Consider the following 25,495-nt stretch of genomic DNA (forward strand, 5'->3'; position numbering starts at 1 on the left):
TCTTCAGCAGTTATGACAAAAGATGATATGTCAAAAATGGTAGTTCCGGAATATATTGTTGATTTATGGACTCCTTTAACAGCCGAACAAAAAGAATATTTGTCGGGGAGTTTTACTATGCAATACTATAAGAAGAACGAAACAATATACTGTGAAGGTGAGACACCCTCTCATTTAATGTGTTTGCTGTCGGGAAAAGTCAAGATATACAAAGATGGCGTAGGCGGGCGCAGCCAAATTATTCGCATGATTAAATCGGTAGAGTACTTCGGTTATCGTGCCTTTTTCGCCAACGAAGAATATGTAACTGCTGCCGCTGCCGTAGAGCCTTCGGTTATCTGTATGATACCCATGAACGTTATCACTACGTTGGTTGCCGAAAACAATAACATAGCCATGTTCTTTATTCGCCAGCTATCTGTGGACTTGGGTATAGCCGACGAGCGTACTGTAAACCTCACACAGAAGCATATCCGTGGCAGGCTTGCCGAGTCTTTGCTCTTTCTTAAAGATAGCTATGGAGTGGAAGAGGATGAATCTACACTCAGTATTTACCTTTCGCGCGAAGACCTTGCCAATCTTTCTAACATGACTACATCAAATGCTATACGCACATTATCAAACTTCGCCAATGAACGTTTAATTGCCATCGACGGACGGAAAATTAAAATCATTGACGAAGATAAGCTGAAAAAAATCAGCAAGATAGGTTGATGTATTATTGCTTCTTACACTCTTTGTATTCGCACTCAGCCAGATAACGCTCTACTTCGATAGCAGCTTTACAACCACTTGCCGCTGCCGTAATAGCCTGGCGATAGATTGTATCGGCTACATCTCCGGCTGCAAAAACACCCGGTATTTTTGTGAACGGACTCTGACCGATTGTTTTGATATATCCCGTTTCGTCCAGCTCTAAGTAATCCTTAAATATATCCGAGTTGGGTTTGTGTCCGATAGCCAGGAAGAATCCATCTATGGCAATGTCATAACGTTCTTCGTCTGCTTCGCCCATACGTTTTACGATGTGTGCACCTTCTACGCCATTGTCGCCAAATAAGCCTACTGCGTTGTGCTCGAACAATATTTCGATGTTGGGGTGTGCCATTACACGGTCGCGCATAATTTGCGAAGCACGCAAGAATGGTTTGCGAACAATGAGATAGACCTTCGAAGCCAGTCCTGCCAGGTAAAGTGCTTCCTCGCAAGCAGTGTCTCCACCACCCACTACGGCAACTTTTTTCTTGCGGTAGAAGAATCCATCGCATGTGGCACAAGCACTCACACCCATGCCGGCATACTTCTGCTCGTCGGGCAAGCCTAAGTACTTGGCGGTAGCACCTGTAGCGATAATCAGCGTTTGTGCTTCAATAACCTTTTCATTGTCTATGGTAATCTTAAACGGGCTAGCCGACAGGTCTGCTTTGGTAGCCAGTCCGCTGCGAATATCCGCACCGAAGCGCACTGCTTGCTCACGGAAATCTTCCATCATCTGCGTACCCGAGATTCCGGAAGGATAGCCTGGGAAATTCTCAATATCCGTTGTTGTAGTTAGCTGACCTCCGGGTTGTATTCCTTCATACAGCACCGGTGTTATATTGGCGCGGCCTGCATAAATTGCCGCGGTATAGCCTGCAGGGCCCGATCCGAGAATCAGGCATTGTACTTTTTCTGTTTTCTCCATATTGTTTTTTATTCCTTAATTTATTTAGCGTAAATCAATAATCTCGGCATCGGGGTATTTTTTGTGGTCGAACGAGAACAACGAATCGTTTAGGTTCAACCCTGTTTGATAGCCGGTAATGGTAACTTCATTGCGCGTTCCATCACGAAGTTCAACTTCTATATATTGCAGATGATACGTGCCTGTTTCAATAAACAACACCAAGCGGGTTATCTCTTTCTTTTTGTCATCGCTCGTCATGGCTATGTTGTAGACCGACTTCCCGTTGTGTTTTTGTATTTTATATGGCGCAATGTTGTAGCCTTCTTTATAGATAGAGAGCAGTGCGTAAGGATTGATGCTTTGTAGCTCCTCTTCGGTAGGATTGCTGATGTTTACCTCTTCGCTTCCAGTGAGATAGCTCCATTGCGTTTCGCCGTTGAACCAGCTGATAACTTCTTCCGTTTGCAGCAGAAACTTATTCCCTTTTAGCTGCAAAGATCCTTCGGTGGAGCCTATCGGTTGTCCGCCTTTGGTTATGTTGATGGCAAACTCCGTCTTTATACCTTTATTGAGGTAGAATGTGTCGGATGTTTTATCCAGTATCCTACGCGCTTCTTCGTTCTGTGCTGTCATTGAAACAGCCAGCAGACCTACTATCGCTATGAAAACAACTCTTTTCATATTCCTGTTTTTCTTTTTAAGAACACGCAATTATTACAGATTGTTTAAGCGCATTTCCAAATCATTCTCGTCCAGACAGAGCACTTGACGCGCTTTGCTTCCTTCGCTTGGGCCTACAATACCTGCTTTTTCTATTTGGTCCATGATGCGTCCGGCGCGATTATAGCCAATAGCAAATTTACGCTGAATCAGCGAAGTGGAGCCTTGCTGGTGAATAACAATCAGGCGGGCTGCATCTTCGAAGAGCGGGTCTAAGCGTCCCATGTCTACATCGCCAAGGTCGTTGCCACTGTCGGGTGCCACATACTCGGGCAGATAGAATGCTGTCGGGTAACTTTGCTGTTTAGCAATGAATGATGATATTTTTTCTACTTCGGGGGTGTCTACGAAAGCACACTGTACACGCACCGGGTCGGCTCCTTGCAAGAAGAGTAAGTCGCCTCGCCCAATGAGCTGATTGGCTCCCGGACGGTCGAGGATGGTACGTGAGTCTATCATAGATGTTACACGGAATGCGATACGTGCCGGGAAGTTCGCCTTGATAGTACCGGTAATGATGTTAGTGGTAGGACGTTGTGTAGCAATAATCATGTGGATACCTACCGCACGTGCTAACTGAGCGATACGAGCAATGGGTAGCTCCACCTCTTTGCCTGCCGTCATAATGAGGTCGCCAAACTCGTCGATAATCACCACAATGTAGGGCATGAAGCGATGTCCCTTTTCGGGGTTGAGGCGACGGTTGATAAACTTCTCGTTGTACTCTTTTACGTTGCGTACGTGTGCTTTTTTGAGCAAGTCGTAGCGACTATCCATCTCTATACAAAGCGAGTTAAGTGTGTGCACCACCTTGGTTACATCCGTGATGATAGCATCCTCGCCATCGGGTAGCTTGGCAAGGAAATGATTCTCAATGTCGGCATATACGCTGAACTCTACCTTCTTAGGGTCGATGAGTACGAACTTCAACTCCGCCGGATGCTTTTTGTATAGTAAAGAAGTAATGATTGCATTTAGTCCTACGGACTTACCTTGCCCTGTAGCACCTGCTACCAACACGTGCGGCATCTTGGCAAGGTCTACCATGAACACCTCGTTGGAGATGGTTTTGCCCAGTGCCATAGGTAGCTCGAAAGTGCCCTCTTGGAAGCGTTTGCTACCAATAACCGAGTGCATCGATACGGTTTTAGGGTGGGAGTTTGGTACTTCAATACCAATAGTACCTTTTCCGGGAATAGGTGCAATGATACGAATGCCCAGTGCAGAAAGGCTAAGGGCGATATCGTCTTCCAATCCGCGAATCTTTGAAATGCGCACACCCTGTTCGGGAGTTATTTCGTAAAGAGTAACGGTAGGTCCTACGGTTGCTTTTATCGAACTAATTTCAATACCAAAGCTACGCAAGGTGTTGATAATCTTATCTTTGTTGGCATTCTGCTCGTTCATGTCCACAGTGGGCTCTCCACTGTCGTAGCGGGTAAGCAGGTCGAGAGTGGGGAATCTGTAGTTCTCCAAATCCAGTTTGGGGTTATAGGGCTCCAGTGTACCACCTTCCCGATAATCATCTTCTTCGCTGATTTCGCTTTCTATTTCTATATCAATGCCGTTATTGTCATCCTCTTCCTCTGTTGGTGGAGTATAATCTTCTTCCTCTTCGGGAACAACTACATCCATTCTCGTATGGGTGGGTTTGTTGATGTCCAAATCAATGACCGATGTATGTGAAGGTTCCACAGCCTCGGGTTGATAGCTACTGATAATCTCTTCTCCATTGTCTGTGACGGGTTTCTCTTTCTTCTCGCGTTTGAGATAGCTAAGTGAGAGTATCTTGCGTAGCCAGATAATTGTCTGAGAACTGACATAAACAAAGAAGCTGAGGGCGGTTATCAACAATAGCAACCACACACCGGGAACACCGATTTGTGAAACGAGCCAGTTGCTCACATTAAACCCGTGCAAGCCTCCCCAGTAAATAGAAGTTTCTTTATAGTGGTCTACAAACGCAAACCCCAGAAAGATGGAGAACCAGATAAGCAGCGATGAGCAGCAGATAAACCATTTCCATAATCTGAAGCGACGTAGTTTCATCATTTTAAGCGCTGCCGCCAACAAGAATATGGGCAGAAATATTGACGCAAAGCCAAAGCAACGATTGATGAGGTAGTTGGCAACCTGTGCTCCCCGCGAACCGGCATAGTTGGATACTTTATTGTCAACCGAAGCCAGTTGCTCCGCAGTGGCGTTTTCCAGAACACTTTGATCGGCAGCTCCGGTAAACAGGAACGAGGTAAAAGCCAACAGCAGATAAAGCGCGAATGAAGCAAACGCAAATCCAATAACGAAGCGTACGCTCTCATTAGTAAAGAATGCTTTGATTTTATTGGTGGAAGGTGCTTTGGGGGTAGCTCCCTTATCTGTTTTCTTCTTTGCCATGTATAATAACCTTTATAAAATATATCTTATCGGCAAAAGTAGTAAAAAAATAGATTGAGGCTCTTTTTTTTCTTACCTTTGCGCCTAAAAGTGGACAAAAGATGAAAAAAGAGAGTCAGGTTATCTTCGACCGCGATGCCGTGGAATTTGTTACTGTAGCGGCAGAGTTTTGTGCATTCCTCGAGAAATCGAATGGCATGGAACGTGCCCGCTTTGTCGATACCCTTACCAAAATATTACCGTTACTCTACCTCAAGGCATCTATGCTCCCCGAAGTAGAAATGATGGGCGAAGAGCTTCCCGAAACATATGTAACGGAAGAAATCTATGAAATACTTCGCATGAACATATCTTATATCCTTGCCGAGAAAGACGACTACCTCGAAGTATTTCTGCCCGAAATGGCATACAGTGATACCCCTATAAAGAAAAATGTTTCCGAAGATCTTGCTGATATCTATCAGGATATAAAGGACTTTATCTTTGTTTTTCAGTTGGGTTATAACGAAACCATGAACGATGCACTCTACCTTTGCAAAGAGAATTTTTCTTCACTATGGGGGCAGAAGCTGGTAAACACGATGCGAGCTCTTCACGACATCAAATACAACGCTGTAGGCGATGAAGACGACAATTATAATTATACCGAAAGTGGAGACGAATTTCATCTGGATGATGAAAACGATTAATTGATTTTATGGTTATCAAGAAAAGCATTCAAAAAGAAGACGTAAAAGATTTGCCGAGGGTTTCCTTCGAGGGTAATATACATGTGATACAGACCGAAAACGAAGTAGAAAAAGCCGTTAGTTTTCTGAGTACCAAACGGGTGGTGGGCATTGATAGTGAAACACGTCCATCATTTGTAAAGGGACAAACACATAAGGTGTCTTTGCTGCAAATATCTACGGAAGATGTCTGTTTTTTATTTCGCCTCAACCACGTGGGATTGTCGCAACCGCTTATCGATTTCCTGGAGAATAAAGATATTATAAAGGTAGGACTTTCTTTGAAAGATGACTTCCTGATGTTGCATAAACGTGCCGAGTTCAAACAGCAATCGTGTGTTGAACTACAAGAATATGTACTCGAATTTGGCATTAAAGATAAAAGCCTGCAGAAGATTTATGCGCTACTCTTCGGTATGAAAATATCCAAGTCGCAACGGCTAACCAACTGGGAAACAGAAACCCTGAGCGATTCACAGAAGAAATATGCCGCTACCGATGCGTGGGCGTGCCTGCGGATTTATAATCTGCTGGAGGAGTTGAGAGCAACAGGCAAATATGAAATACTTAATGATGAACCCCTACAAACCACAGAACAATGACACTTCAAAAAATATACCTCAAGCCCGGTAAGGAAGACTCTTTGAAACGTTTTCATCCTTGGATATTCTCCGGAGCTATTGCCACTTCTACCGAACATATCGCCGAAGGCGAAGTAGTAGAAGTCTACACCTCCAAAAAAGAATTTATTGCCGAAGGGCATTATCAAATAGGTAGTATCAGTGTGCGTGTGCTTTCGTTTAAGCAAGAACCCATTGATGTGACGTTCTGGAAAAAGAAACTGGCATCAGCCTATGCGGTACGTAAAGCCATTGGTGTTGCCGGAAACCCTCTTAATAACACCTTTCGCTTAGTACATGGCGAGGGCGACAACCTGCCCGGTTTAGTTATTGATGTGTATGCCAAGACTGCTGTTGTGCAAGCGCACTCTGTGGGGATGCACGTAGACCGTATGGAGATTGCCGAAGCTCTCTCGGAAGTAATGGAGGGAGTTATTGAAAATATTTATTATAAATCGGAAACTACATTGCCATTCAAAGCCGACCTCAACTCGGAAAACGGTTTCCTAAAAGGAGGCAATACTGATAACATTGCCCAAGAAAACGGATTGAACTTCCATGTGGATTGGCTTAAAGGACAGAAGACCGGTTTCTTTGTAGATCAACGCGAGAACCGTGCTCTGTTGGAAAAATATTCCAAAGGTCGCTCCGTGCTTAATATGTTTTGCTATACCGGTGGCTTTTCTTTTTATGCCATGCGTGGAGGAGCTGATATTGTGCACTCAGTTGATAGCTCTGCCAAAGCTATTGACCTAACCAACAAGAATGTTGCCCTTAACTTCCCCGGTGATGAGCGTCATGAAGCTTTTGAGGAAGACGGTTTTAAGTTCCTCGACAAAATAGACGATAAATACGATCTTATAATCCTTGATCCACCTGCTTTTGCCAAGCATAAAAGCGCGCTCCGCAATGCGCTGCAAGGCTATCGCCGTCTTAATGCCAAAGCGTTCGAGAAGATTAAACCGGGAGGAATCATCTTTACCTTCTCTTGTTCACAAGTGGTTACAAAAGAGAACTTTCGTACTACGGTCTTTACCGCAGCCGCTATGTCAGGAAGGAGTGTGCGTATTTTGCACCAACTGACTCAACCTGCCGATCATCCGGTGAGCATTTATCATCCGGAAGGGGAGTACTTGAAGGGGTTAGTGCTTTATGTTGAGTAGGGGATAGGAAGATGTAGTAACTAATACTGATGCAACAGATGTGTTAGTGCTTTATGTGGAGTAGAAGATAGTGTACCTGTATAGGTAAGACAAACTATCTATAGCGCTGAAAGCGCGATATACTTAGCCCAGGGTCAGGGAGTGAAACGAGCGTAACCCTGGGTTTTGGAACCAACAATGTGAATTCAAGCTCTGAAAGAGCGGCACACTAATTAATCCCTCCACAAATACCTTTCATCATATTTTACTCCATATTCCTTCAGAAATATAATATATTCCTCCTGAAACGTACGTTGTTTATGATGCAGAAAAACCTGCGTATCCCTTTTGCCATTCAAAGTTACGGTAGTATGGTTTGAAATCCTTCATCCATTTGCTACTGGCTGTCTTTATGGTTCTTACAAAGCACGGAATAAGTTTGAGTTTGTGCCGCTCTTTCAGAGCTTGAATTCATTTTCTTATGTCCAAACCCAGGGTTACGTTCGTTTCACTCACTCACCCTGGGCTAAATATGTCGGGCTTTCAGCCCTGTAGAATTCTTTATGTTGAGTAGGGGATAGGAAGATGTAGTAACTAATACTGATGCAACAGATGTGTTAGTGCTTTATGTGGAGTAGAAGATAGTGTACCTGTATAGGTAAGACAAACTATCCATAGCGCTGAAAGCGCGATATACTTAGCCCAGGGTGAGCGAGTGAAACGAGTGTAACCCTGGGTTTTGGAATCAACAATGTGAATTCAAGCTCTGAAAGAGCGGCACCCTAATTAATCCCTCCACTTTTCATGTCCAAACCCAGGGTTATGTTCGTTCCACTCACTCACCCTGGGCTGAATATGTCGGGCTTTCAGCCCTAATATGTTGTTCTTTGAATATAAATATAGCTTAATTACTTCACATTAACCACCACCGAGCTCCTGATATCTGCCGATGAAGCCCCACAGTGTAGCGTAAACTTATCATTTTCTACCACCCATGTGTGTGCTTTGTCGTCAAAGTACGCAAGGTCTTTAACCAGAATGGCAATCTCCACCACTTTGCTTTCGCCTGCTTTGAGGAATACCTTTTGGAAACCTTTCAACTCTTTGGCAGGACGTTGAAGCGACGGCTTGCGTTGCGAAGCATATATCTGTACAACTTCTGCACCATCTACACTACCCTTGTTGGTTATGCTTACGGAAATCTTTATCGTATCATCCTTGCCGTATTCTTTTTGGTCGGTAGAAGCTTTTCCAAATTCAAACGTGGTGTATGACAAACCGTATCCAAACGCAAACTGCGCTGGAATCTTCTTGGTGTCGTGCCAACGATAGCCTACTAAAATATCCTCCGTGTAAACCTGACGAATGCTATCGCCCGGATAGGAGAGGCTACCACCTGCTATCGCGCCATTGTCCTCCAAACGCTTTGGAAAACTGAACGGTAACTTCCCTGATGGATTTACTTCACCCGAAATAACATTGGCGGTAGCATATCCGGCCGATGAACCAAGATACCACGATTGTATCAGCGCAGGTACTTTGTTCAGCCATGAAGTAGCTACAGCATTGCCACTGATAAGGATAACGCCTATGTTCTTATTTATTTTGAGCAACTCTTCAATGAGTTCGTTTTGGTTAAAATCCAAATTATACGTAACGCGGTCGCCTGCTTCGCAGTCTTGCTCATGACTCTTGTTGAGCCCGCCAATAAAGAGCACTACGTCAGCATCTTTAGCCAGTTCCAATGCCTTGATTCTTAATGAGTCTGCATTGTAGGGTGATGGAATTACCTTTCCGTACGAAGAACGTCCCGAACCATATCCCATCGTGTAGGAGATTTTATCTGCACCATACTTATCGATAAGCCCTTCGAGTGGAGAGACTTCTTTCTTTACCTTAAGTTCCGAAGAGCCACCACCTATAGTTAGTGGACGGGTGGCATTCTCGCCTACTACGAGAATTTTGTTGTATCTGTCTTTGGCTATCGGGAAGAAGTTATTCGTGTTTTTCATCAATACAATACTCTCTTCACCAATGAGGCGTGCTGCCTCTGCATGTTCGGGTGTGGCGAAACTACCAAAAGGACGGTTTCTGTTCATGTTGGTACGGAAAGCAAGACGAAGCATGCGGCGCACCTTCTCATCGAGGGTAGACATAGGCACTTCACCGTTACGCAACATAGTGAGATAAGGCTTTGCCATGTAGTAATTGTCGTAAGCGAAATCTTTGGTTTGGTTAAGACCGTTTGTCCAACTTCCCATTTCGAGGTCTAATCCGTAGAGGGCTGCTTCTTTAGTGTCGTGTGCGCTTCCCCAATCGGTCATGAACACGCCATCGAACTTCCATTCACCTTTTAGGATATCGTTAACGAGTCGTTCGTTGTGGCTGCACCATTGTCCGCGATATTTGTTGTACGACCCCATAATAGACCATACACCTGCTTTTTCAACACCTGCCTTGAAGGCTGGAAGGTATATTTCGTAGAGTGCACGGTCGCTAACCTCCACGTCGATGTGCCCGCGCCATACTTCCTGATTATTGAGTGCATAATGCTTCAAACACGCTGCAACACCGTTTTCTTGTACACCTATTATATAAGGTACTACCATTTTAGAGGCAAGGAATGGGTCTTCTCCCATGTACTCGAAGTTGCGCCCATTTAGTGGCATGCGGTAGATGTTTACACCAGGCCCCAGTATCACATCTTTCTTGCGGTAGCGTGCTTCCGCACCGAGAGATTGCCCATAGAGCAACGAAAGCTCAGGATTGAAGGTTGCAGCGAGTGCAGTCAAAGCAGGAAATGCAGTACACGAGTCGTTTGTCCAACCTGCATGTTTCCACGAATCCCATTCTATCTCCATGCGCACACCGTGCGGACCATCGCTCATCCATAGTTCGGGAATACCCAAGCGAGGAACGCCCGGTGAACTAAACTTAGATTGTGCGTGGATAAATGCTATCTTTTCTTCCAGCGTCATTCGCTTTAACGCATCTTCTACGCGGAGCTCAATGTCTTTGCTGTCATCCAGGTAAACTGGTGTTTGTTTGGTTTGCGCGGTGGCAAAGCTTATAAAGAGGCTAAATAGGCCGTAAGTAAGGATTCTTTTCATCGCTTTCGTGTTTTATGGGTGTTTTACTATCTCAAATTTACAATTTCTTGATTGCCATTGTAAGTAACCTTTATACCTTCCATCTTAACGTCATAAGGTTTGGGGTTATTCTTATCAACGAATACTACGTTGAACGCGCGGCTTTGCAGCATACCGGGATATTCTCCCTGACGTTCGCCAATGGTTAGTTTGCCCGAAGCTTCGTTGTATGTCATGGAGATTGTGCTGTACTTTCCCTTTTCGTAGTTGTAGTTTACGCCCTCATCTTCGTAAAGCGTAAACGCACCGTCTTTTCCTCCATAAACATATAAAGTGATAAGTTCGGGAAGTTTTTCATCTACGTATTGAATGTCGGGGCCATAAGGCATGATGCTACCTTCGCAGATGTAAAGCGGTATCTGTTCGTAGGGTGCGCTTACCGTTTGTTGCTGTCCTCCTTGAATGTATTTGCCGGTGTATAAGTCATACCAACCGCTTGTTTCGGGGAAATAAACTTTACGGCTACGTGCACCATATTCGTAAACCGGACAAACCATAAGTGAGGGACCAAACATATATTGATCGCCAATGTTCTCTACCTTTTTGTCTTTACCAAAATCCATGACTAATGCCCGCATAATGGTGTAGTCGTTATGATAGGTCATACCTGCCAACGAATAGATATACGGCATCATGGAATAACGTAAACGGGTGTATGCTACAATCGATTTGTAGGCGGGATGATTCTCGGGTGCCATGTTGTACACTTCGCGGAAGGGGAATTGTCCATGTGCACGGAAGAGCGGTGTAAAGGTGCCAAACTGATACCAGCGGGTGTTTAGCTCGCGCCACTCTTTGAGGTCGGCGTTCTCTATGCCGGTTTTGTTGAAGTCGCGTTGTGCTTTCTCAAATCTCTTCTCTACGCAGAAGCCTCCAATGTCCATTGTCCAGTATGGAATACCACTCATGGCAAAGTTGAGCCCTGCGGAGATTTGCGCTTTCATGTCTTCCCAACGGGTGGCGATGTCGCCACTCCAAGTAGCAGTGGAATAACGCTGTAACCCTGCGAAGCCCGAACGGGTAAGTTGGAAGATGCGACGATTGGGGTCGGTAGCAAGCAACCCTTCGTGAATAGCTTGCGCGTTCATTAAAGCGTATGCGTTGAAATACTGTGTGGAAGGGCCAAGCGCAGTAGGGCCGCAGAGTGCTTTGCGGTATTCCATATCGGTGCAGTCGCGTACATTGGGCTCGCTGGCGTCCATCCACCAAGCGTCAATGCCCAACGGATAAAGGTGCTCCTCCATCTGTTGCCAGAATAGTTTGCGTGCACCTTCGGCATAGGCATCATAAAAAGAACCTATGTAACCTTTACCAATCCAGTCGCGTATGCTATCTTTCACAGCTTGTTGATACATCCAGCCTTTTTCGTCGAATTCCTTGTAATGCTCTGTATTGATGTAAAATTTGGGCCAAACAGAAATCATCATTTGTGCGTTCATGGCATGGATAGAGTCTACCATTGCTTTGGGGCTTGGGAAACGTGCTTCATCAAATTCGTGGCTGCCCCATGCGTCTTGTGGCCAATAACTCCAATCGAGTACAATGTTGTCAATAGGTATTTGTCGTTGACGAAACTCTTTGAGTGCGCCAATGATTTCTTCTTGTGTTTTGTAGCGTTCCCGACTCTGCCAGTACCCCATTGCCCATTTGGGCATGATGGGTGCTTTGCCGGTGAGGGTGCGGTAACCGCTGATTACTTCGTCCATATTGTTGCCATTGATGAAGTAGTAATCTATTTCGTTACCCATCTCGCTATCTATGGAGAGCTTATTTTGCTGCTCATCGGATACAGGACTTAGGGCACGCAACCCTAAATACGACTCTCCACCATCGGGTTGCCACTCTATACGGATGGGGATTCGTTTGCCGGCAGGGAGATCCGCAACAAACTTATAGCTGTTGGGGTTCCATGCAGTACGCCAGCGTTCGGGAACAATGGGAGTGTTATCGAAATAGACCGTTACGTAACCTGCATAATATAGATGGAAGCGATAGACTCCGCTTTCGTTGGCGGCTATTTCGCCCTTGTACACCACCTTGGAACCATTGAGCGGAAAGCCCTGTGGTAGGTTCTTGGCAGATTTCAAATCTTCGTAGAAGATGCTGTTTTCAATTCTTTCGATGGGTGCTACACCTTCTTTGTCTGGGGTGTAAGTAGCTGTTAGCCCTCCTTCTTTGCCTTGCGCGTCGTACAGTTTGAACTCTTCATTAAGTTGTGCATACTCGCGTGGGTCGCCAAAGTGACTCAATGCGTAGTTATCCCACAAAATGCCATAGTTCTTGTTGGAAAGGATAAACGGTATAGATACTTTGGTGTTGTACTGGAAAAGTGATTCGTTCTTTCCTTTGTAGTTAAACTCGTCTGCCTGATGCTGCCCCAGTCCGTAAAATGCTTCATCATCGGGCGACTCGAAGACTTGGCGGATGTAGTAGGCGGATGTTCCTTCTACGGTTACGGGCTTAAAGGTTTTGCCACCACCTGCTTGCTCTTGCAAGATAGGATTTCCGTTTAAGTCGGCGAATACTACCTCTCCTGTGTGGCGATGTAGTTTAGCCTGCAAAGCGGCTGTTTTGAGCGTGAGTACACTGTCGGTTTCTTCTACAGTAAAAGGTGTTTTTCCGCTTTGCGGCACTATAATCAAGCTCTTCTCAGCAGAGAATTGCTTTTTAGGAGTGGCTGATACATGGATAATGTTGTCATTAACAACTTGTAGCCTGATTTTCTTTACGTCGCTTGTTTGTTGCTGTTCAAGGGTTACAATAATCCCGTCATTTGTTTTTTCGTAGCTTGGGTTAGTGCACGAAAATAAGAACAAACATCCCAGCATCCATAGATTGCTTTTCATGTTTTGTCGATTTATAATGTGTTTTTAGTGGTTTAGATTGTCAACAGGTCTTTCAAGAAAGCATCCAGCTCTTCGTCCAACCCTTTCAGTAGCTCCTCGTTGAGCAGCATGGTTTCATCGTCCATCAATAGCAGGTCGGCTACGGTTTCTTTCTCATCATCGACCAATACAAATGAGTAAGGTTGTATGAAGGGAAGGTTTTCAAACTCACCGTTCTCTTTCATGGTTGTTATGATGTTGCGCAGCACTCGTTCGCAGTCTTTAAAGAAATCGGCACCGTTGTACGAAAGCCAATCTTCGATAACATTGTTTGCCAATTCCTTGTCTTCATCATTGTATACAGTAAGTTCTCCCGAACTGGGGTTGGGCTGTATATGTATGTCGGTAATGATGGACTGTTCGTTCTCGGCAGTATATCCGGAAAGTGCTTTTCGGATGGTGAATTCAATTTCTGATAGCGATTGTTGACTTAACTTCATAGAGTATTGCTTTTATTGTGTTTCAAAGATATATAAAAAAGATTAAAATCGATTCATTTGGAGATGTAATTTTATGTAATCGGCTTGGCGATCTGTTAGTACCTTCTCGTATGTAACGATATAATGTACAATTTGGGCTTCTTGACTTTGCAACGCAATCTGTTTTTCGTCTATTTTGTACGCTTTAAATCCTTTTTCTTTCGCTTTCGCTATCCATGCCAACGCGTTTTCATAGTCGTCTTGCATCTCATAATAGAGAGCAATATTGGTTGCTGCGCGTGTTTTTCGTTTTTCGCTTTTATCCTCGTATGCTTTCTTCCATAGTTCGACTGCTTCTTCCCAGTTGTTTTCGCGCGCATGCACGGCAGCGTCGCGCATGTTGATGGAGTTGTCTATGAAAAAATATCTATCGGCTGTTACCCATTGTGGCGTGAAGTGTTTAACCAATATCGTTCCCGCGAAGTCCGAAGCTTCTTTGACCAACTCTTCTTCCGAAATCATCTGTTTGCGCAGATAGCCTTCCGAACGTTGAAAATCTTCCCAGAAGATGCTGTCGGTAGAGGTGATATAGGCCAATGGTGTCTTTCGGTTGGGGAGGTAAAATCTAATGGTAGGGAATACTTGTGCGTCGGTCGTTCCCCAATATCCTCCTTCGTAGGAACTAAACCTGATGGATCGTTGGTACTTGATAACTACATTTTCTAACGCAACCAGCATGTCGGCATCCAGCTCATCGGTCAGCTCCATAACTTCTGTTTGGCTGAGTGTTGCCTCTCTGAGGGTAATGTCGTTGGCGCGTAGGGCCGAGTCCGAAATAAGAACTTTGTCAAAGTAATTGGCTTCGGCAATCGTTTCCGCGAGTGATTCCGCAGCGGTTCTGGCATCTCCCCACTTGTATCTCGTTGACGATGTTTTTATATACAAGTCGCCTTTAGCAAGCAACAGACTGTCGTTTCCATTAGTGTTAATCTCGGGTTGGTCGCTAATGTTGTTCACAACTGCTATCTTCCTAACTTGCTCAGGGAAAGTGATTTCTGCGGGTTTAAGATAATCAATAGAGATTTGTTCTACTGTTTGACAGGAGCAAACAGTAAGCATCAAGAGGGATAAAAGTCTGACAATATTCTTCATGCGTAGGACTTTTTCTTTTAGTTGGAATAAGCAAATGTACGCTTTTTCTACAAAACAGCAATTTATCTATGCTGAATTATTCATTGCTTATGGTTCACGGGCTGTTTGCTTATGGCTCACGGGTCGTTTACTTATGGTTCACGAGTCGTTTGCTTATGGCTCACGGGTCGTTTGCTTATGGCTCACAGTGGCTCGTCTATAAGCAAAAGAAGAGGCTGAACTTTCTCAATATCAGGCTTTGTTGTAGGGGGTATCTCAATATCAAGCTTCGTTATAGGAGGTGTATCTCAATATCAAGCTTCATTATAGGGGGTGTATCAAACGTGGAAGCGCTGACAGCGCGACATACTTAGCCCAGGGTCAGGGAGCGAAGCGAGTGCAGCCCTGGGTTTTGGAATCGCCAACATGAATTCAAGCTCTGTAAGAGCGACACACTATTGGCTTTTAGTGCCGTTCTTTCAGAACTCTTTGCTTATGGTAGTCACTGTCCTGGGGTTTTACCCCAGTCTAAATATGTCAGGCTTTCAGCCTTCTGCTTGCAGATAACTATAAAAGAAGCTGAGGGTGTGTCGTTTTTGACACACCCTCAGCTTCTTTATTTCTATGTACTACTTTATAGTACTAACTACACGCTGTTATTTACGCGTTACGTCCGTGGCAAGCTTTGAATTTTTTACCGCTTCCGCAAGGACATGGGTCATTGCGCCCTACTGTTCTTTCGGCACGTACCGGTTCGCGTCTTACTTCGCGTGTGTCTCGTTGTGCCGCAGCCTGCTGATTCGGATCGGTCAGGTCTTGTTTGGATTCGCGGTATTTGCTCATATCCTGTCTCCTTTCGGGAGCTGCTTGACGTACCTGTCCGGGCTCTTGAATAGGTATTTGTCCGCGCATTAAGACAGAAACTGTTTGATTGTTGAGTTTGTTCACCATATTGTCGAACAGGTTTACCGACTCCAATTTGTAAATCAGCAATGGGTCTTTTTGCTCGTAGCTGGCATTCTGTACAGAGTGTTTCAGTTCATCAAGCTCGCGTAAGTTTTCTTTCCAGCACTCGTCGATAACATGAAGCAGAATGGATTTCTCAAAGTCTTTAACGACCTCTTTACACTCTGTTTCATAAGCACTCTTCAGGTTACTCGAAATGTTGTACACGCGTTTGCCATCGGTAATTGGTATCATGATGTTCTCGTACATCTGTCCCTGATTTTCATATACCTGTTTGATGACTGGGTTAGCAATCTGTGCCATCTTTTCGGTTTTGCGTTTGAAGTTAGACATGGCTATTTCAAACGTTTTCTCAACCAGTGCCTCTTTCTTTTCGCTACGCAGTTCGTCTTCGCTGAAAGGAACATCCATAGCAAAGAGTTGCAGGAATTCCATCTTCATACCTTCGTAGTCGTTGTTTTCGATAGCATTGGCGCATCTATCCCAAATCATATTCGAAATGTCCATACCGATACGTTCGCCGATAAGTGCGTGGCGACGCTTGGTATAAACAACCGTACGTTGTTTGTTCATTACGTCGTCATATTCCAACAGACGCTTACGGATACCGAAGTTGTTTTCTTCTACCTTCTTCTGTGCACGCTCGATGGAGTTGGAAATCATCTTGTGCTCAATCATTTCGCCTTCTTTGAAACCGAGTCTGTCCATAACTGAAGCAATACGGTCTGAAGAGAATAAACGCATCAAATCGTCTTCCAGAGAAACGAAGAATATAGAAGAACCCGGGTCTCCCTGACGGCCAGCGCGACCACGCAACTGTCTGTCTACGCGGCGTGATTCATGGCGCTCGGTACCGATAATGGCAAGACCGCCCGCAGCTTTCACTTCTGGGCTTAGTTTGATGTCGGTACCACGACCTGCCATATTGGTAGCAATGGTAACGATACCTTTGGCACCGGCTTGCGCTACAATGTCCGCTTCGCGTTGGTGTTGCTTCGCATTCAGTACGTTGTGCTCTATGTGGCGCATGGAAAGCATCTTGCTAAACATTTCCGATATTTCTACCGAAGTGGTACCTACCAGTACCGGACGACCGGCTTTGACCAGTCCTTCAATCTCTTCGATTACGGCTTTGTATTTTTCGCGTTTTGTTTTGTAAACGCGGTCGTTCATGTCGATACGGGCTATGGGGCGGTTGGTTGGGATAACTACCACATCCAACTTGTAAATGTCCCAAAATTCGCCTGCTTCTGTTTCTGCCGTACCGGTCATACCCGAAAGTTTGTGGTACATACGGAAATAATTCTGCAGCGTAATTGTAGCAAAGGTTTGTGTGGCGGCTTCTACCTTTACGCGTTCTTTGGCTTCGATGGCTTGGTGCAAACCGTCGGAGTAACGGCGACCTTCCATGATACGTCCTGTTTGCTCATCCACAATCTTTACTTGTCCGTCAATAACCACGTATTCATCGTCTTTCTCGAACATGGCATAGGCTTTCAACAATTGGTTGATGGTGTGCACACGTTCGGACTTAATGGCATAGTTGGTCATCATTTCGTCCTTCTTCTCGAGCTTTTGTTCCTCAGTCAGGTCGGGATTTCCTTCCAACTCCGACATCTCGGAAGCAATATCAGGAAGGATAAATAATGTTTTATCTTCTGCGTTTCCGGTTATCAGGTCTATACCTTTGTCGGTAAGGTCTACGCTGTTTATCTTTTCATCAATAACAAAGTATAACGGGTCGGTAACCTCGTGCATACGTTTGTTGTTTTGTTCCATGTAGATTTCTTCGGTTTTCAGCATTCCCGCTTTGATACCTTGTTCACTTAGGTATTTGATAAGTGCTTTGTTCTTAGGCAATGCTTTGTGACTGCGGTATAGCGCGAGGAATCCCTCTTCTACCTGCTTCTTGTCATCTGAGGCAATAAGACGTTTGGCTTCTGTGAGGTATTTGGTAGCCAATCCTTTTTGTACCTCAACCAACTTTTCTACTAAGGGGCGGAGTTGCTCAAATAGTTGGTCTTCTCCTTTGGGTACCGGCCCGGAAATGATAAGCGGAGTACGCGCATCGTCAATCAACACGGAGTCAACCTCATCGACGATTGCGTAATTGTGCTTGCGTTGTACCAAGTCTTTGGGACTGATTGCCATATTGTCGCGCAGGTAGTCAAAGCCAAACTCGTTGTTTGTTCCGAATGTAATATCTGCCAAGTATGCCTGACGGCGAGAATCTGAATTGGGCTGGTGTTTGTCGATGCAATCTACACTTAAGCCGTGAAACATATAAAGTGGTCCCATCCATTCGGAGTCACGCTTGGAAAGATAATCATTCACTGTAACTACATGTACGCCATTTCCTGTGAGTGCGTTAAGGAAAACCGGAAGGGTAGCAACCAGTGTTTTACCTTCTCCTGTTGCCATTTCCGCAATTTTACCTTTGTGGAGCACTACACCACCAAACAACTGTACGTCGTAGTGAACCATGTTCCAGGTAATCTCTGCTCCTCCTGCTATCCAGTGGTTTTGGTAGATGGCTTTGTCATCTTCTATGCGAACGAAGTCTTTCGTAGCAGCCAAGTGACGGTCGAATTCTGTAGCAGTTACCACTATCTCTTCGTTTTCGGTAAAACGGCGGGCGGTTTCTTTTACAATAGAGAATGCGTCGGGCAATACTTCGTCCAGTGCTTTCTCGTATGTTTCAACAATTTCTTTTTCTAATTTATCTATTTGGGCAAAGACCTCTTCACGGTCTTCCATCTCTATGCCTTCTACACTTGCTTTCAACTCTTCGAGCTTAACACGTTGTGTAGCGGCAGCCTCTTGTATGTATTGTTTTAGTTCTAACGTTTTGGCACGTAGAGCATCGTTGTCCAACTTCTCTATTCTTGGATATGCTTCCTTTATCTTGTTGACCCAAGGTTGGATATCTTTCATATCTCGTGTAGCTTTATTTCCAAAAAGCTTGCCAATGAATTCATTAAATCCCATGATTATCTATCTGATTTTATTATTTACTTAAAGATTTTTCGGCGCAAAGTTACATTAAATTGCTGATTATCGTATACTTTGCTCCTTGTTTTTACGAGGACTAGCGGTGATTGCCGTGTACGGGCAATGCGCTTGTGGTGCATGCGTTCGGAGCTCTTATCCTCATCAGGCGTGTGAGGGTAGGGGCAATGTGGTTGGTTGTGATGGGTGTAGTAATTGTTTCCGGTTTTACCGAATACCCAAAGAACACAAGCGACATAGGTGTAGAACCGTATCTTACCGTATGGTTCTCGTATGTTTCTTCATTTTTTATAGTCCACCCGGGTAGTACTTCAATAATCAGGTCTCCCGAACGTTTACGATGATAGGAGTTTCTTATTCGATGAATATCCGGTGTCCAAGCACCAAGTAACAATCGGTATGAGGAATAGACCTCGTTTACTCCACTGAACTGAATCAGGAAGTCGGCAGCCTTTGAAAGTACTTCGGACAGCTCCAACCCCTTTTGCTCAATAAGGCTGTGATTGATGTATATTTGTTGGTTATAGTAAGCATCTACATATTGTCCTTCGCCATAAGTAGCCATGAGGTACATGTTGAGCAGCGCTGCGCAGCGGTTCAGGTAGAATTCTCCACCGGGTATCTTGTATTTCTCTTCGTCGGCTTCGTCGGTATTGACGTATCCGGTAGAGGTGATGCAAAGTAATACGTGTTGTAAACCAATTTTTTTATCTAATACCTCCAGAAGCTGGGCAATGCTTCTGTCTAATCTTACATAGGCATCTTGCATCTCCAGCGGATACTTCGTTACGCTTTCATTGTCGTAACTGCCGGCGTAGTAGGTAAGTGACAAAAAGTCGGTTGTACTGTCGACGCCTATCGAACTGTTCGTTAGCATCTCTCCAACCAATGTGTTTATTTCATCGTTGATGAACGGGCTGGTTGCGATGCGTTTGTATTTATAGCGATTGCCTTCATCAAACTTGTGTCTGAAGTCCTTTTGCCCGTTATTGGGTAAGTAGGTATAGGCTTGTACCGGTACGTAGGGTGTCCAAACAATGTCGGCTATTCGAAAATCGAGAGCTTTGCGTTCGTTGTATTGACTTGCCCACCACGGGAATTCATTGTAGTAAGTTGTGCCGCACCACTTCCCCGTCATCTCATTCAGCCAGAAAGCACCGTCTCCGGCATGTCCGGCACCGAAGATTGCCGCGTCTCTGAAAGGCGCGATGGAGTAGACGATGGCTTTACCTTGTGTTGCTATTTTAAGCTCGTCGGCAATGGTTGAAGTTAATAACTTGGTAGCCGAAGAGTTCTCCAGTGTATAGAATCCGAGAAAACCAGAATCTTCCACACAATTGATGGGGCGAAAGGAGGTGTTGTCCAGCCATTCGGATCCGACAATTCCATTGACAGAGGGCGTAACCCCTGTGTAAATAGAAGCAATAGCGGAGGCTCGGTCAATATTGGCAAAAGGATACTCTACATTATTATATATAAGCCCTTCTCGTTGTAATCGCTTGAAACCTTTTTCGCCGAAGAGATCGGAGAAAGCGTCCAGGTAATCGGAACGGAGCTGATCTATCGTTAATCCTACCACAACACGAGGAGTTGATTGCGGCGCTTGAGCCTGCAATCCGGTAAACGTTAGCAGTGTAAGAAGTGATGTAAGTAATCCTCTCATTTATTTTTCCTTGTATGTCAAAACCAAATGGCTACCCGAGCGTGTCAGCAAACTGAGTGCCAAAGGTAATACAGCGAAGTCGAATTGTTGGGGTATTAAAGCCCAAAGCAATATAAAAAAGGTTAAAACGACTGTGTTTACTACATGGTAACAGCTTCTTTTCTGCTTTCTCTCCTTTCGGATGAAAAAAGGAAGCAATAACAAGTGCAGCGGATGAAACAATATAATAAGGTAGTTGGAGCTAACCGCAGGATGTTCGGAGAAGAAAGTTAAAAATGCAATGACGCATCCCGCTAAGCCAAAAAGCGCAAAAATCAGTACATCTATGCCCCACAAACTCTTTCTTTTGCGCAATCCATAGATTGTAACAGAAGCTATTAATATAAAGAAAAGCAAACTCGTGCGCAGCGGGGTGAAGAAAGGAGGGGAGGAGAGTTGTGCTTCGGCTTCCACTACAAGGGTTGCTTCTGCTGTTAACTTTCTCTTTTCTCCTTGCTTGTTTGTTATAGTGGCGCACTCAAAGGCGTTCATTAAATAGAAAGGAGCAAACATCTCTTCGCGGTATGTAATGGGCTTGTCTGCCTCTATGCCTAAACAGAGATCCATGCCAAAGCGATCCCAAGGGTGATTCTTGGAGTACTCGTGTATAATATGGCGGAATGATTTACGCAGATTCTCTTCGGCATACAATACCTTGCCATCTATGCAATCCTCTATTATATCGCGTACGCGTGTGGCGCAGTTATCGTATAGGAAGTTGTAACGATACGTGCGATTTTCGGGTTGCGCATTGACAATGAGCCGCTGTACCAGTCTTTCTTTCTCTATCTGCGTAAGGTTTAACTCTTGTTGCCACACAGACCTATCACGAAAGGCATACTCGGCTGCAAAGTTGCTATAATTCGATACGCCCAGCATGTAATCTGTTTCGCCCCGCACAAATCGCATCACGAAATTGGGCGTATTGAAGCTGAATACACCATAATTAAAGACGTAATCAATACTTTTCTCGGGTACTTCGTAGCGGATGGCCGTGTGTCCGAAGAGCGAATAAATCTCTTCTCCCGCATCGCAGGTAAGCAAACTTAGCCTGATAGAGTCGCTTGTTGTGTTATTGCTCCGTGCACTGCCTGTGTGCATGGAGAGGAGTAATAAAGAGAAAAGAGAGTAATAAAAGTATTTATTGAATGTCATAACAAACATATTATTACATAATAGTGTGGCAAAGGTATAAAATAAAATGATTCCGTCACTCAACCTCAATATTGTGGGCGTGGAGCAGTTTAATTAACCCTTCTTCATTCAAAAACTTTGTATGTTAAACCAAAAGCTCATCTCCTTTGTTATACCCTTAAATAGAATTATTTACCTAACTAATCCCAATGATATGGAAAAGAAAAAACTGACCGCTGCTAATGGACGCTTAATTGCCGACAATCAGAACACCCAAACTGCCGGACAACGAGGGCCGATATTGATGCAAGACCCTTGGTTTTTGGAGAAACTGGCACACTTCGACCGCGAAGTAATCCCCGAAAGACGTATGCACGCCAAAGGGTCCGGTGCTTACGGTACCTTTACTGTGACGCACGACATTACCAAATATACCCGTGCCGCCATCTTTGCCCAAGTGGGCAAACAAACCGAGTGCTTTGTGCGTTTCTCTACCGTAGCCGGTGAACGTGGTGCTGCAGATGCCGAACGCGACATACGTGGCTTTGCTATGAAGTTCTACACCGAAGAGGGTAACTGGGATTTAGTAGGCAACAATACCCCCGTCTTCTTCTTGCGCGACCCGTTGAAATTCCCCGATTTGAACCATGCCATTAAGCGAGATCCTCGTACCAATATGCGCAGCCCGAATAGTAACTGGGATTTCTGGACCCTGCTGCCAGAGGCGCTGCACCAAGTTACCATCACCATGAGTCCCCGAGGCATACCCTATTCCTATCGTCACATGCATGGGTTTGGTAGCCACACTTATAGCTTTATCAATGCCGACAACCAACGCATCTGGGTGAAGTTTCACTTGCGTACCCTGCAGGGTATTAAGAACCTCACCGACCAAGAGGCTGAAGCTATCATTGCCCGAGACCGTGAGTCGCATCAGCGCGATTTGTATGAAAGCATTGAAAAGGGCGACTACCCCAAGTGGAAAGTTCAAATTCAGTTGATGACCGAAGCGGAAGCCGACAGCTATCGCATCAATCCTTTCGACCTGACCAAAGTATGGTCGCACAAAGATTTCCCGTTGCAAGATGTAGGTGTCTTAGAACTGAACCGCAACCCCGAAAACTATTTTGCCGAAGTAGAGCAAGCTGCCTTCAATCCACAGAATATTGTAGAAGGAATTGGCTTCTCTCCCGACAAAATGCTGCAAGGTCGCCTCTTTTCTTATGGTGATGCTCAACGTTATCGCTTGGGTGTAAATGCAGAGCAGATTCCGGTGAACAAGCCTCGTTGTCCGTTTCATGCCTACCATCGCGATGGTGCCATGCGGGTAGATGGCAATTATGGTGGTACCAAGAGCTACGAGCCCAATAGCTATGGCGAATGGCAAGATTCTCCTGATAAAAAAGAACCGCCTTTGGCTATTCATGGCGATGCCTACAATTACAACGAGCGCGAATACGATGATGATTACTACAGCCAGCCCGGCGATCTGTTTCGTCTGATGCCTGTCGCCGAGCAGCAATTGACATGCGAGAACACAGCTCGAGCCATGGGCGATGCTGAACTTTTTATCAAGCAACGCCACGTGCGCAACTGCTACAAAGCCGATGTTGCCTACGGTACCGGTGTAGCCCGGGCATTAGGCATTGACTTGGAGGAAGCGCTGAAGGCTACTCGATAAGTCCGGAAAGGAATCATATAATAATAGGAAAGGTCGTAACCGATAAGGGTTGCGACCTTTTCTTTTAAGTGAAAGAAAACAGAGCAGGATGTAGACTTGCGTTGTTTTTCTTGCTACTTTTGTGCCCGTAATTCATACAAATAACGCGCGCCATTGAATCTTATAATTGACATCGGAAATAGTTCTTCGAAGATAGCTTTCTTCGAGGGAAAAGAGCTTGTGCATGTAGCTGTAGAAGAAGGTTGCGCACTGAAAACATTGTTCGAACTTTGTCAGGTATATCCGGTAAATAGTGGCATTATAGCCAGTGTGGTAAATTTGTCTGAGGCTGCAATTGAACAAGTCAATCAAATAAACATACCCATCATTTGGCTTAATAAAGAGACTAAGCTGCCTGTAATCAATTTATACCGAACGCCAGAGACGCTTGGTGCCGATAGGATAGCAGCAGTAATCGCAGCCAATGAACAATATCCCGGAAGAGATATACTGGTGATAGATGCCGGCACTGCTATTACTTTTGAGTTTATAGACGCTAAAGGACAATATCATGGTGGCAATATATCTCCGGGTGTAGAGGTTCGTTTCAAAGCATTAAACCACTACACGGGTAAGCTTCCACTTGTAGCTTCAGAGGGGGAATTACCTTTGTTGGGCCATAATACCGACACGGCAATCAGAGCCGGTGTCTTGAAAGGAATTGAATACGAAATTCAAGGCTATATTACAACTCTAAAGCGCAAATATCCAGACCTTTTGGTTTTTTTAACGGGCGGAAATCATTTTTCTTTTGATACGAGCCTAAAAAATGTCATCTTTGCAGACACTTTTTTAGTATTAAAGGGATTGAATAGAATTTTAAACTATAATAATGGTGAAAATTAAACAGATAATATGTGTGCTTTTGCTCGCGGTATTATCGGGAACTGTGTTTGCTCAAAACAATACAAATTCCCCCTACACCCGCTATGGATACGGGCAATTATCCGATCAAGGGTTTGGGAATAGTAAAGCAATGGGCGGATTGGCAGTTGGCGTAAGAGATAGATTGCATATCAATCCTACAAATCCGGCATCTTATACTGCGATAGACTCCCTGACTTTTCTGTTTGATATGGGTTTCACCCTGCAGAATACCAACTTTAGTGATGGAACAACAAAGATAAATGCTAAAAACTCCAGCTTTGACTATGTGGCAATGCAATTTCGCTTACGCAGAGGCTTGGCTTTTACATTAGGACTGTTGCCTTATTCTAATGTGGGTTATAATCTGCAACAATCTATAACCGACTCGGAGGACGCAACGGGTAATCATGTAATATCTTATTATGGTGATGGAGGTTTGCATCAGGTTCTTGCCGGAGTTGGAATGAATCTCTTCAAGGGATTCTCGGTTGGTGCCAATGCTTCTTTCCTGTGGGGAGAAATATCCAAGACACGTTCGGTGATTTTTTCATCCACTACATCGGGAGCCAATTCGTTCGTTGAAGAAACCAATACAAACATCAGAGACGTGAAGTTTGACTTTGGCGCGCAGTACGAACACCGATTTAATAAAAAGAATAAAATAATAGTGGGAGCCACCTTTACTCCTAAAAATAGTTTGAACAACGATACTTATGTATCAACGGTTTCGAGTACAACCGTACAAAAAGATACGATTGCTACTTTTGAAACTCCTAATAGTTTTGCTATAGGTTTTACCTATAAGTACGATGAAAGGTTGATGGTGGGTATTGATTACGCCTTGCAACAATGGGGAGACGCTACCTATATGGATGCTAAAAAATCATTCTGTGATTACTCGAAAATCTCTTTAGGTGTTGAGTATTTGCCTAGTTTTGTAGGTAGAAGCTTCTTCTCAAGTTTGAAGTATCGTGCCGGAGCTTATGTTTCATCACCCTATTATAAAGCACAAGGCGATGGCGGAGAAACATTTAGAGCTGCAAAAGAATTTGGAGTATCGGCAGGGGTGGCAATACCGTTGATAAGATCACGTTCTATAATAAACCTATCGGCACAATATGCCAAGGTAACAGGACAAAGAAACAACCTGCTCGACGAAAAATATTTGCGAATTAACATAGGAATAACATTTAATGAACGTTGGTTCGCTAAACTAAAGGTACATTAAATAGTCTAATAAACA

Annotated in this window: 17 protein-coding genes; 7 read left to right on the plus strand and 10 right to left on the minus strand. The window is 44.5% G+C overall.

Annotated elements, in window-relative coordinates; genetic code table 11:
• Positions 1–27 precede the first annotated feature (27 nt).
• Entirely contained in the window at positions 28–714 is a 687-nt protein-coding gene (locus D0T50_RS09970) for a Crp/Fnr family transcriptional regulator (RefSeq protein ID WP_370520906.1), read from the plus strand.
• Between the two features lie 4 nt (positions 715–718).
• On the opposite strand, the gene trxB is transcribed toward D0T50_RS09970, so the two are convergent.
• The 3 genes from trxB to D0T50_RS09985 are packed head-to-tail and all read right to left on the minus strand — an operon-like array spanning position 719 to position 4,780.
• Entirely contained in the window at positions 719–1,684 is a 966-nt protein-coding gene (trxB, locus tag D0T50_RS09975; RefSeq protein ID WP_163223388.1) for a thioredoxin-disulfide reductase, read from the minus strand.
• A 24-nt stretch (positions 1,685–1,708) separates the two neighbouring features.
• A complete protein-coding gene (locus D0T50_RS09980; RefSeq protein ID WP_163223389.1) occupies positions 1,709–2,347 on the minus strand; it encodes a LolA-like putative outer membrane lipoprotein chaperone in 639 nt (212 codons plus the stop codon).
• Positions 2,348–2,380: 33 nt separating this feature from the next.
• The gene (locus D0T50_RS09985; RefSeq protein WP_163223390.1) at positions 2,381–4,780 is read right to left on the minus strand and encodes a DNA translocase FtsK; all 2,400 of its coding nucleotides are present in this window, start codon (positions 4,778–4,780) and stop codon (positions 2,381–2,383) included.
• A 101-nt stretch (positions 4,781–4,881) separates the two neighbouring features.
• Between D0T50_RS09985 and D0T50_RS09990 the strand changes: the two genes are divergently transcribed.
• From D0T50_RS09990 to D0T50_RS10000, 3 genes are read left to right on the plus strand one after another with little or no spacing between them, the layout of a single operon-like run.
• On the plus strand, positions 4,882–5,469 hold the full coding sequence (locus tag D0T50_RS09990; protein WP_163223391.1) for a DUF5063 domain-containing protein: 588 nt from the start codon (positions 4,882–4,884) through the stop codon (positions 5,467–5,469).
• Between the two features lie 8 nt (positions 5,470–5,477).
• Complete coding sequence (locus tag D0T50_RS09995; RefSeq protein ID WP_163223392.1) at positions 5,478–6,110, plus strand: 3'-5' exonuclease; 633 nt, start codon at positions 5,478–5,480, stop codon at positions 6,108–6,110.
• Positions 6,107–7,291, plus strand: coding sequence for a class I SAM-dependent rRNA methyltransferase (locus D0T50_RS10000; protein WP_163223393.1), 1,185 nt, complete (start codon positions 6,107–6,109; stop codon positions 7,289–7,291). The genes D0T50_RS09995 and D0T50_RS10000 overlap by 4 nt, the downstream gene beginning before the upstream one ends.
• An 887-nt stretch (positions 7,292–8,178) precedes the next feature.
• Here the strand turns inward: D0T50_RS10000 and D0T50_RS10005 are convergent.
• The 7 genes from D0T50_RS10005 to D0T50_RS10035 all read right to left on the minus strand — a co-directional run bounded on the left by D0T50_RS10005 (position 8,179) and on the right by D0T50_RS10035 (position 21,686).
• On the minus strand, positions 8,179–10,380 hold the full coding sequence (locus tag D0T50_RS10005) for a beta-glucosidase (protein ID WP_163223394.1): 2,202 nt from the start codon (positions 10,378–10,380) through the stop codon (positions 8,179–8,181).
• 26 nt (positions 10,381–10,406) lie between these two features.
• A complete protein-coding gene (locus D0T50_RS10010; protein WP_163223395.1) occupies positions 10,407–13,265 on the minus strand; it encodes a TIM-barrel domain-containing protein in 2,859 nt (952 codons plus the stop codon).
• Positions 13,266–13,297: 32 nt separating this feature from the next.
• On the minus strand, positions 13,298–13,744 hold the full coding sequence (locus tag D0T50_RS10015; RefSeq protein WP_163223396.1) for a hypothetical protein: 447 nt from the start codon (positions 13,742–13,744) through the stop codon (positions 13,298–13,300).
• A gap of 42 nt (positions 13,745–13,786) precedes the next feature.
• Positions 13,787–14,875: a DUF6340 family protein gene (locus D0T50_RS10020; RefSeq protein WP_163223397.1), complete on the minus strand. Its 1,089-nt coding sequence runs from the start codon at positions 14,873–14,875 to the stop codon at positions 13,787–13,789.
• 639 nt (positions 14,876–15,514) lie between these two features.
• Entirely contained in the window at positions 15,515–18,808 is a 3,294-nt protein-coding gene (secA, locus tag D0T50_RS10025) for a preprotein translocase subunit SecA (RefSeq protein WP_163223398.1), read from the minus strand.
• Positions 18,809–18,908: 100 nt separating this feature from the next.
• Complete coding sequence (locus tag D0T50_RS10030) at positions 18,909–20,492, minus strand: alkaline phosphatase family protein (RefSeq protein ID WP_163223399.1); 1,584 nt, start codon at positions 20,490–20,492, stop codon at positions 18,909–18,911.
• Complete coding sequence (locus D0T50_RS10035; RefSeq protein WP_163223400.1) at positions 20,493–21,686, minus strand: DUF4105 domain-containing protein; 1,194 nt, start codon at positions 21,684–21,686, stop codon at positions 20,493–20,495.
• A 193-nt stretch (positions 21,687–21,879) separates the two neighbouring features.
• On the opposite strand from D0T50_RS10035, the gene D0T50_RS10040 reads away from it, so the two are divergent.
• The 3 genes from D0T50_RS10040 to D0T50_RS10050 all read left to right on the plus strand — a co-directional run bounded on the left by D0T50_RS10040 (position 21,880) and on the right by D0T50_RS10050 (position 25,480).
• Positions 21,880–23,346, plus strand: coding sequence for a catalase (locus D0T50_RS10040; RefSeq protein WP_163223401.1), 1,467 nt, complete (start codon positions 21,880–21,882; stop codon positions 23,344–23,346).
• Positions 23,347–23,499: 153 nt separating this feature from the next.
• Positions 23,500–24,231 carry a type III pantothenate kinase gene (locus D0T50_RS10045; protein ID WP_163223402.1) on the plus strand — a complete coding sequence of 244 codons (732 nt, stop codon included), beginning with the start codon at positions 23,500–23,502 and terminating at the stop codon, positions 24,229–24,231.
• Entirely contained in the window at positions 24,218–25,480 is a 1,263-nt protein-coding gene (locus D0T50_RS10050; RefSeq protein ID WP_163223403.1) for a hypothetical protein, read from the plus strand. Before D0T50_RS10045 ends, D0T50_RS10050 begins: the two co-directional genes overlap by 14 nt.
• Positions 25,481–25,495 lie beyond the last annotated feature (15 nt).

The sequence above is a fragment of the Bacteroides sp. 214 genome, assembly GCF_010501015.1.
In the GTDB taxonomy this organism is placed as follows: domain Bacteria; phylum Bacteroidota; class Bacteroidia; order Bacteroidales; family Bacteroidaceae; genus Bacteroides.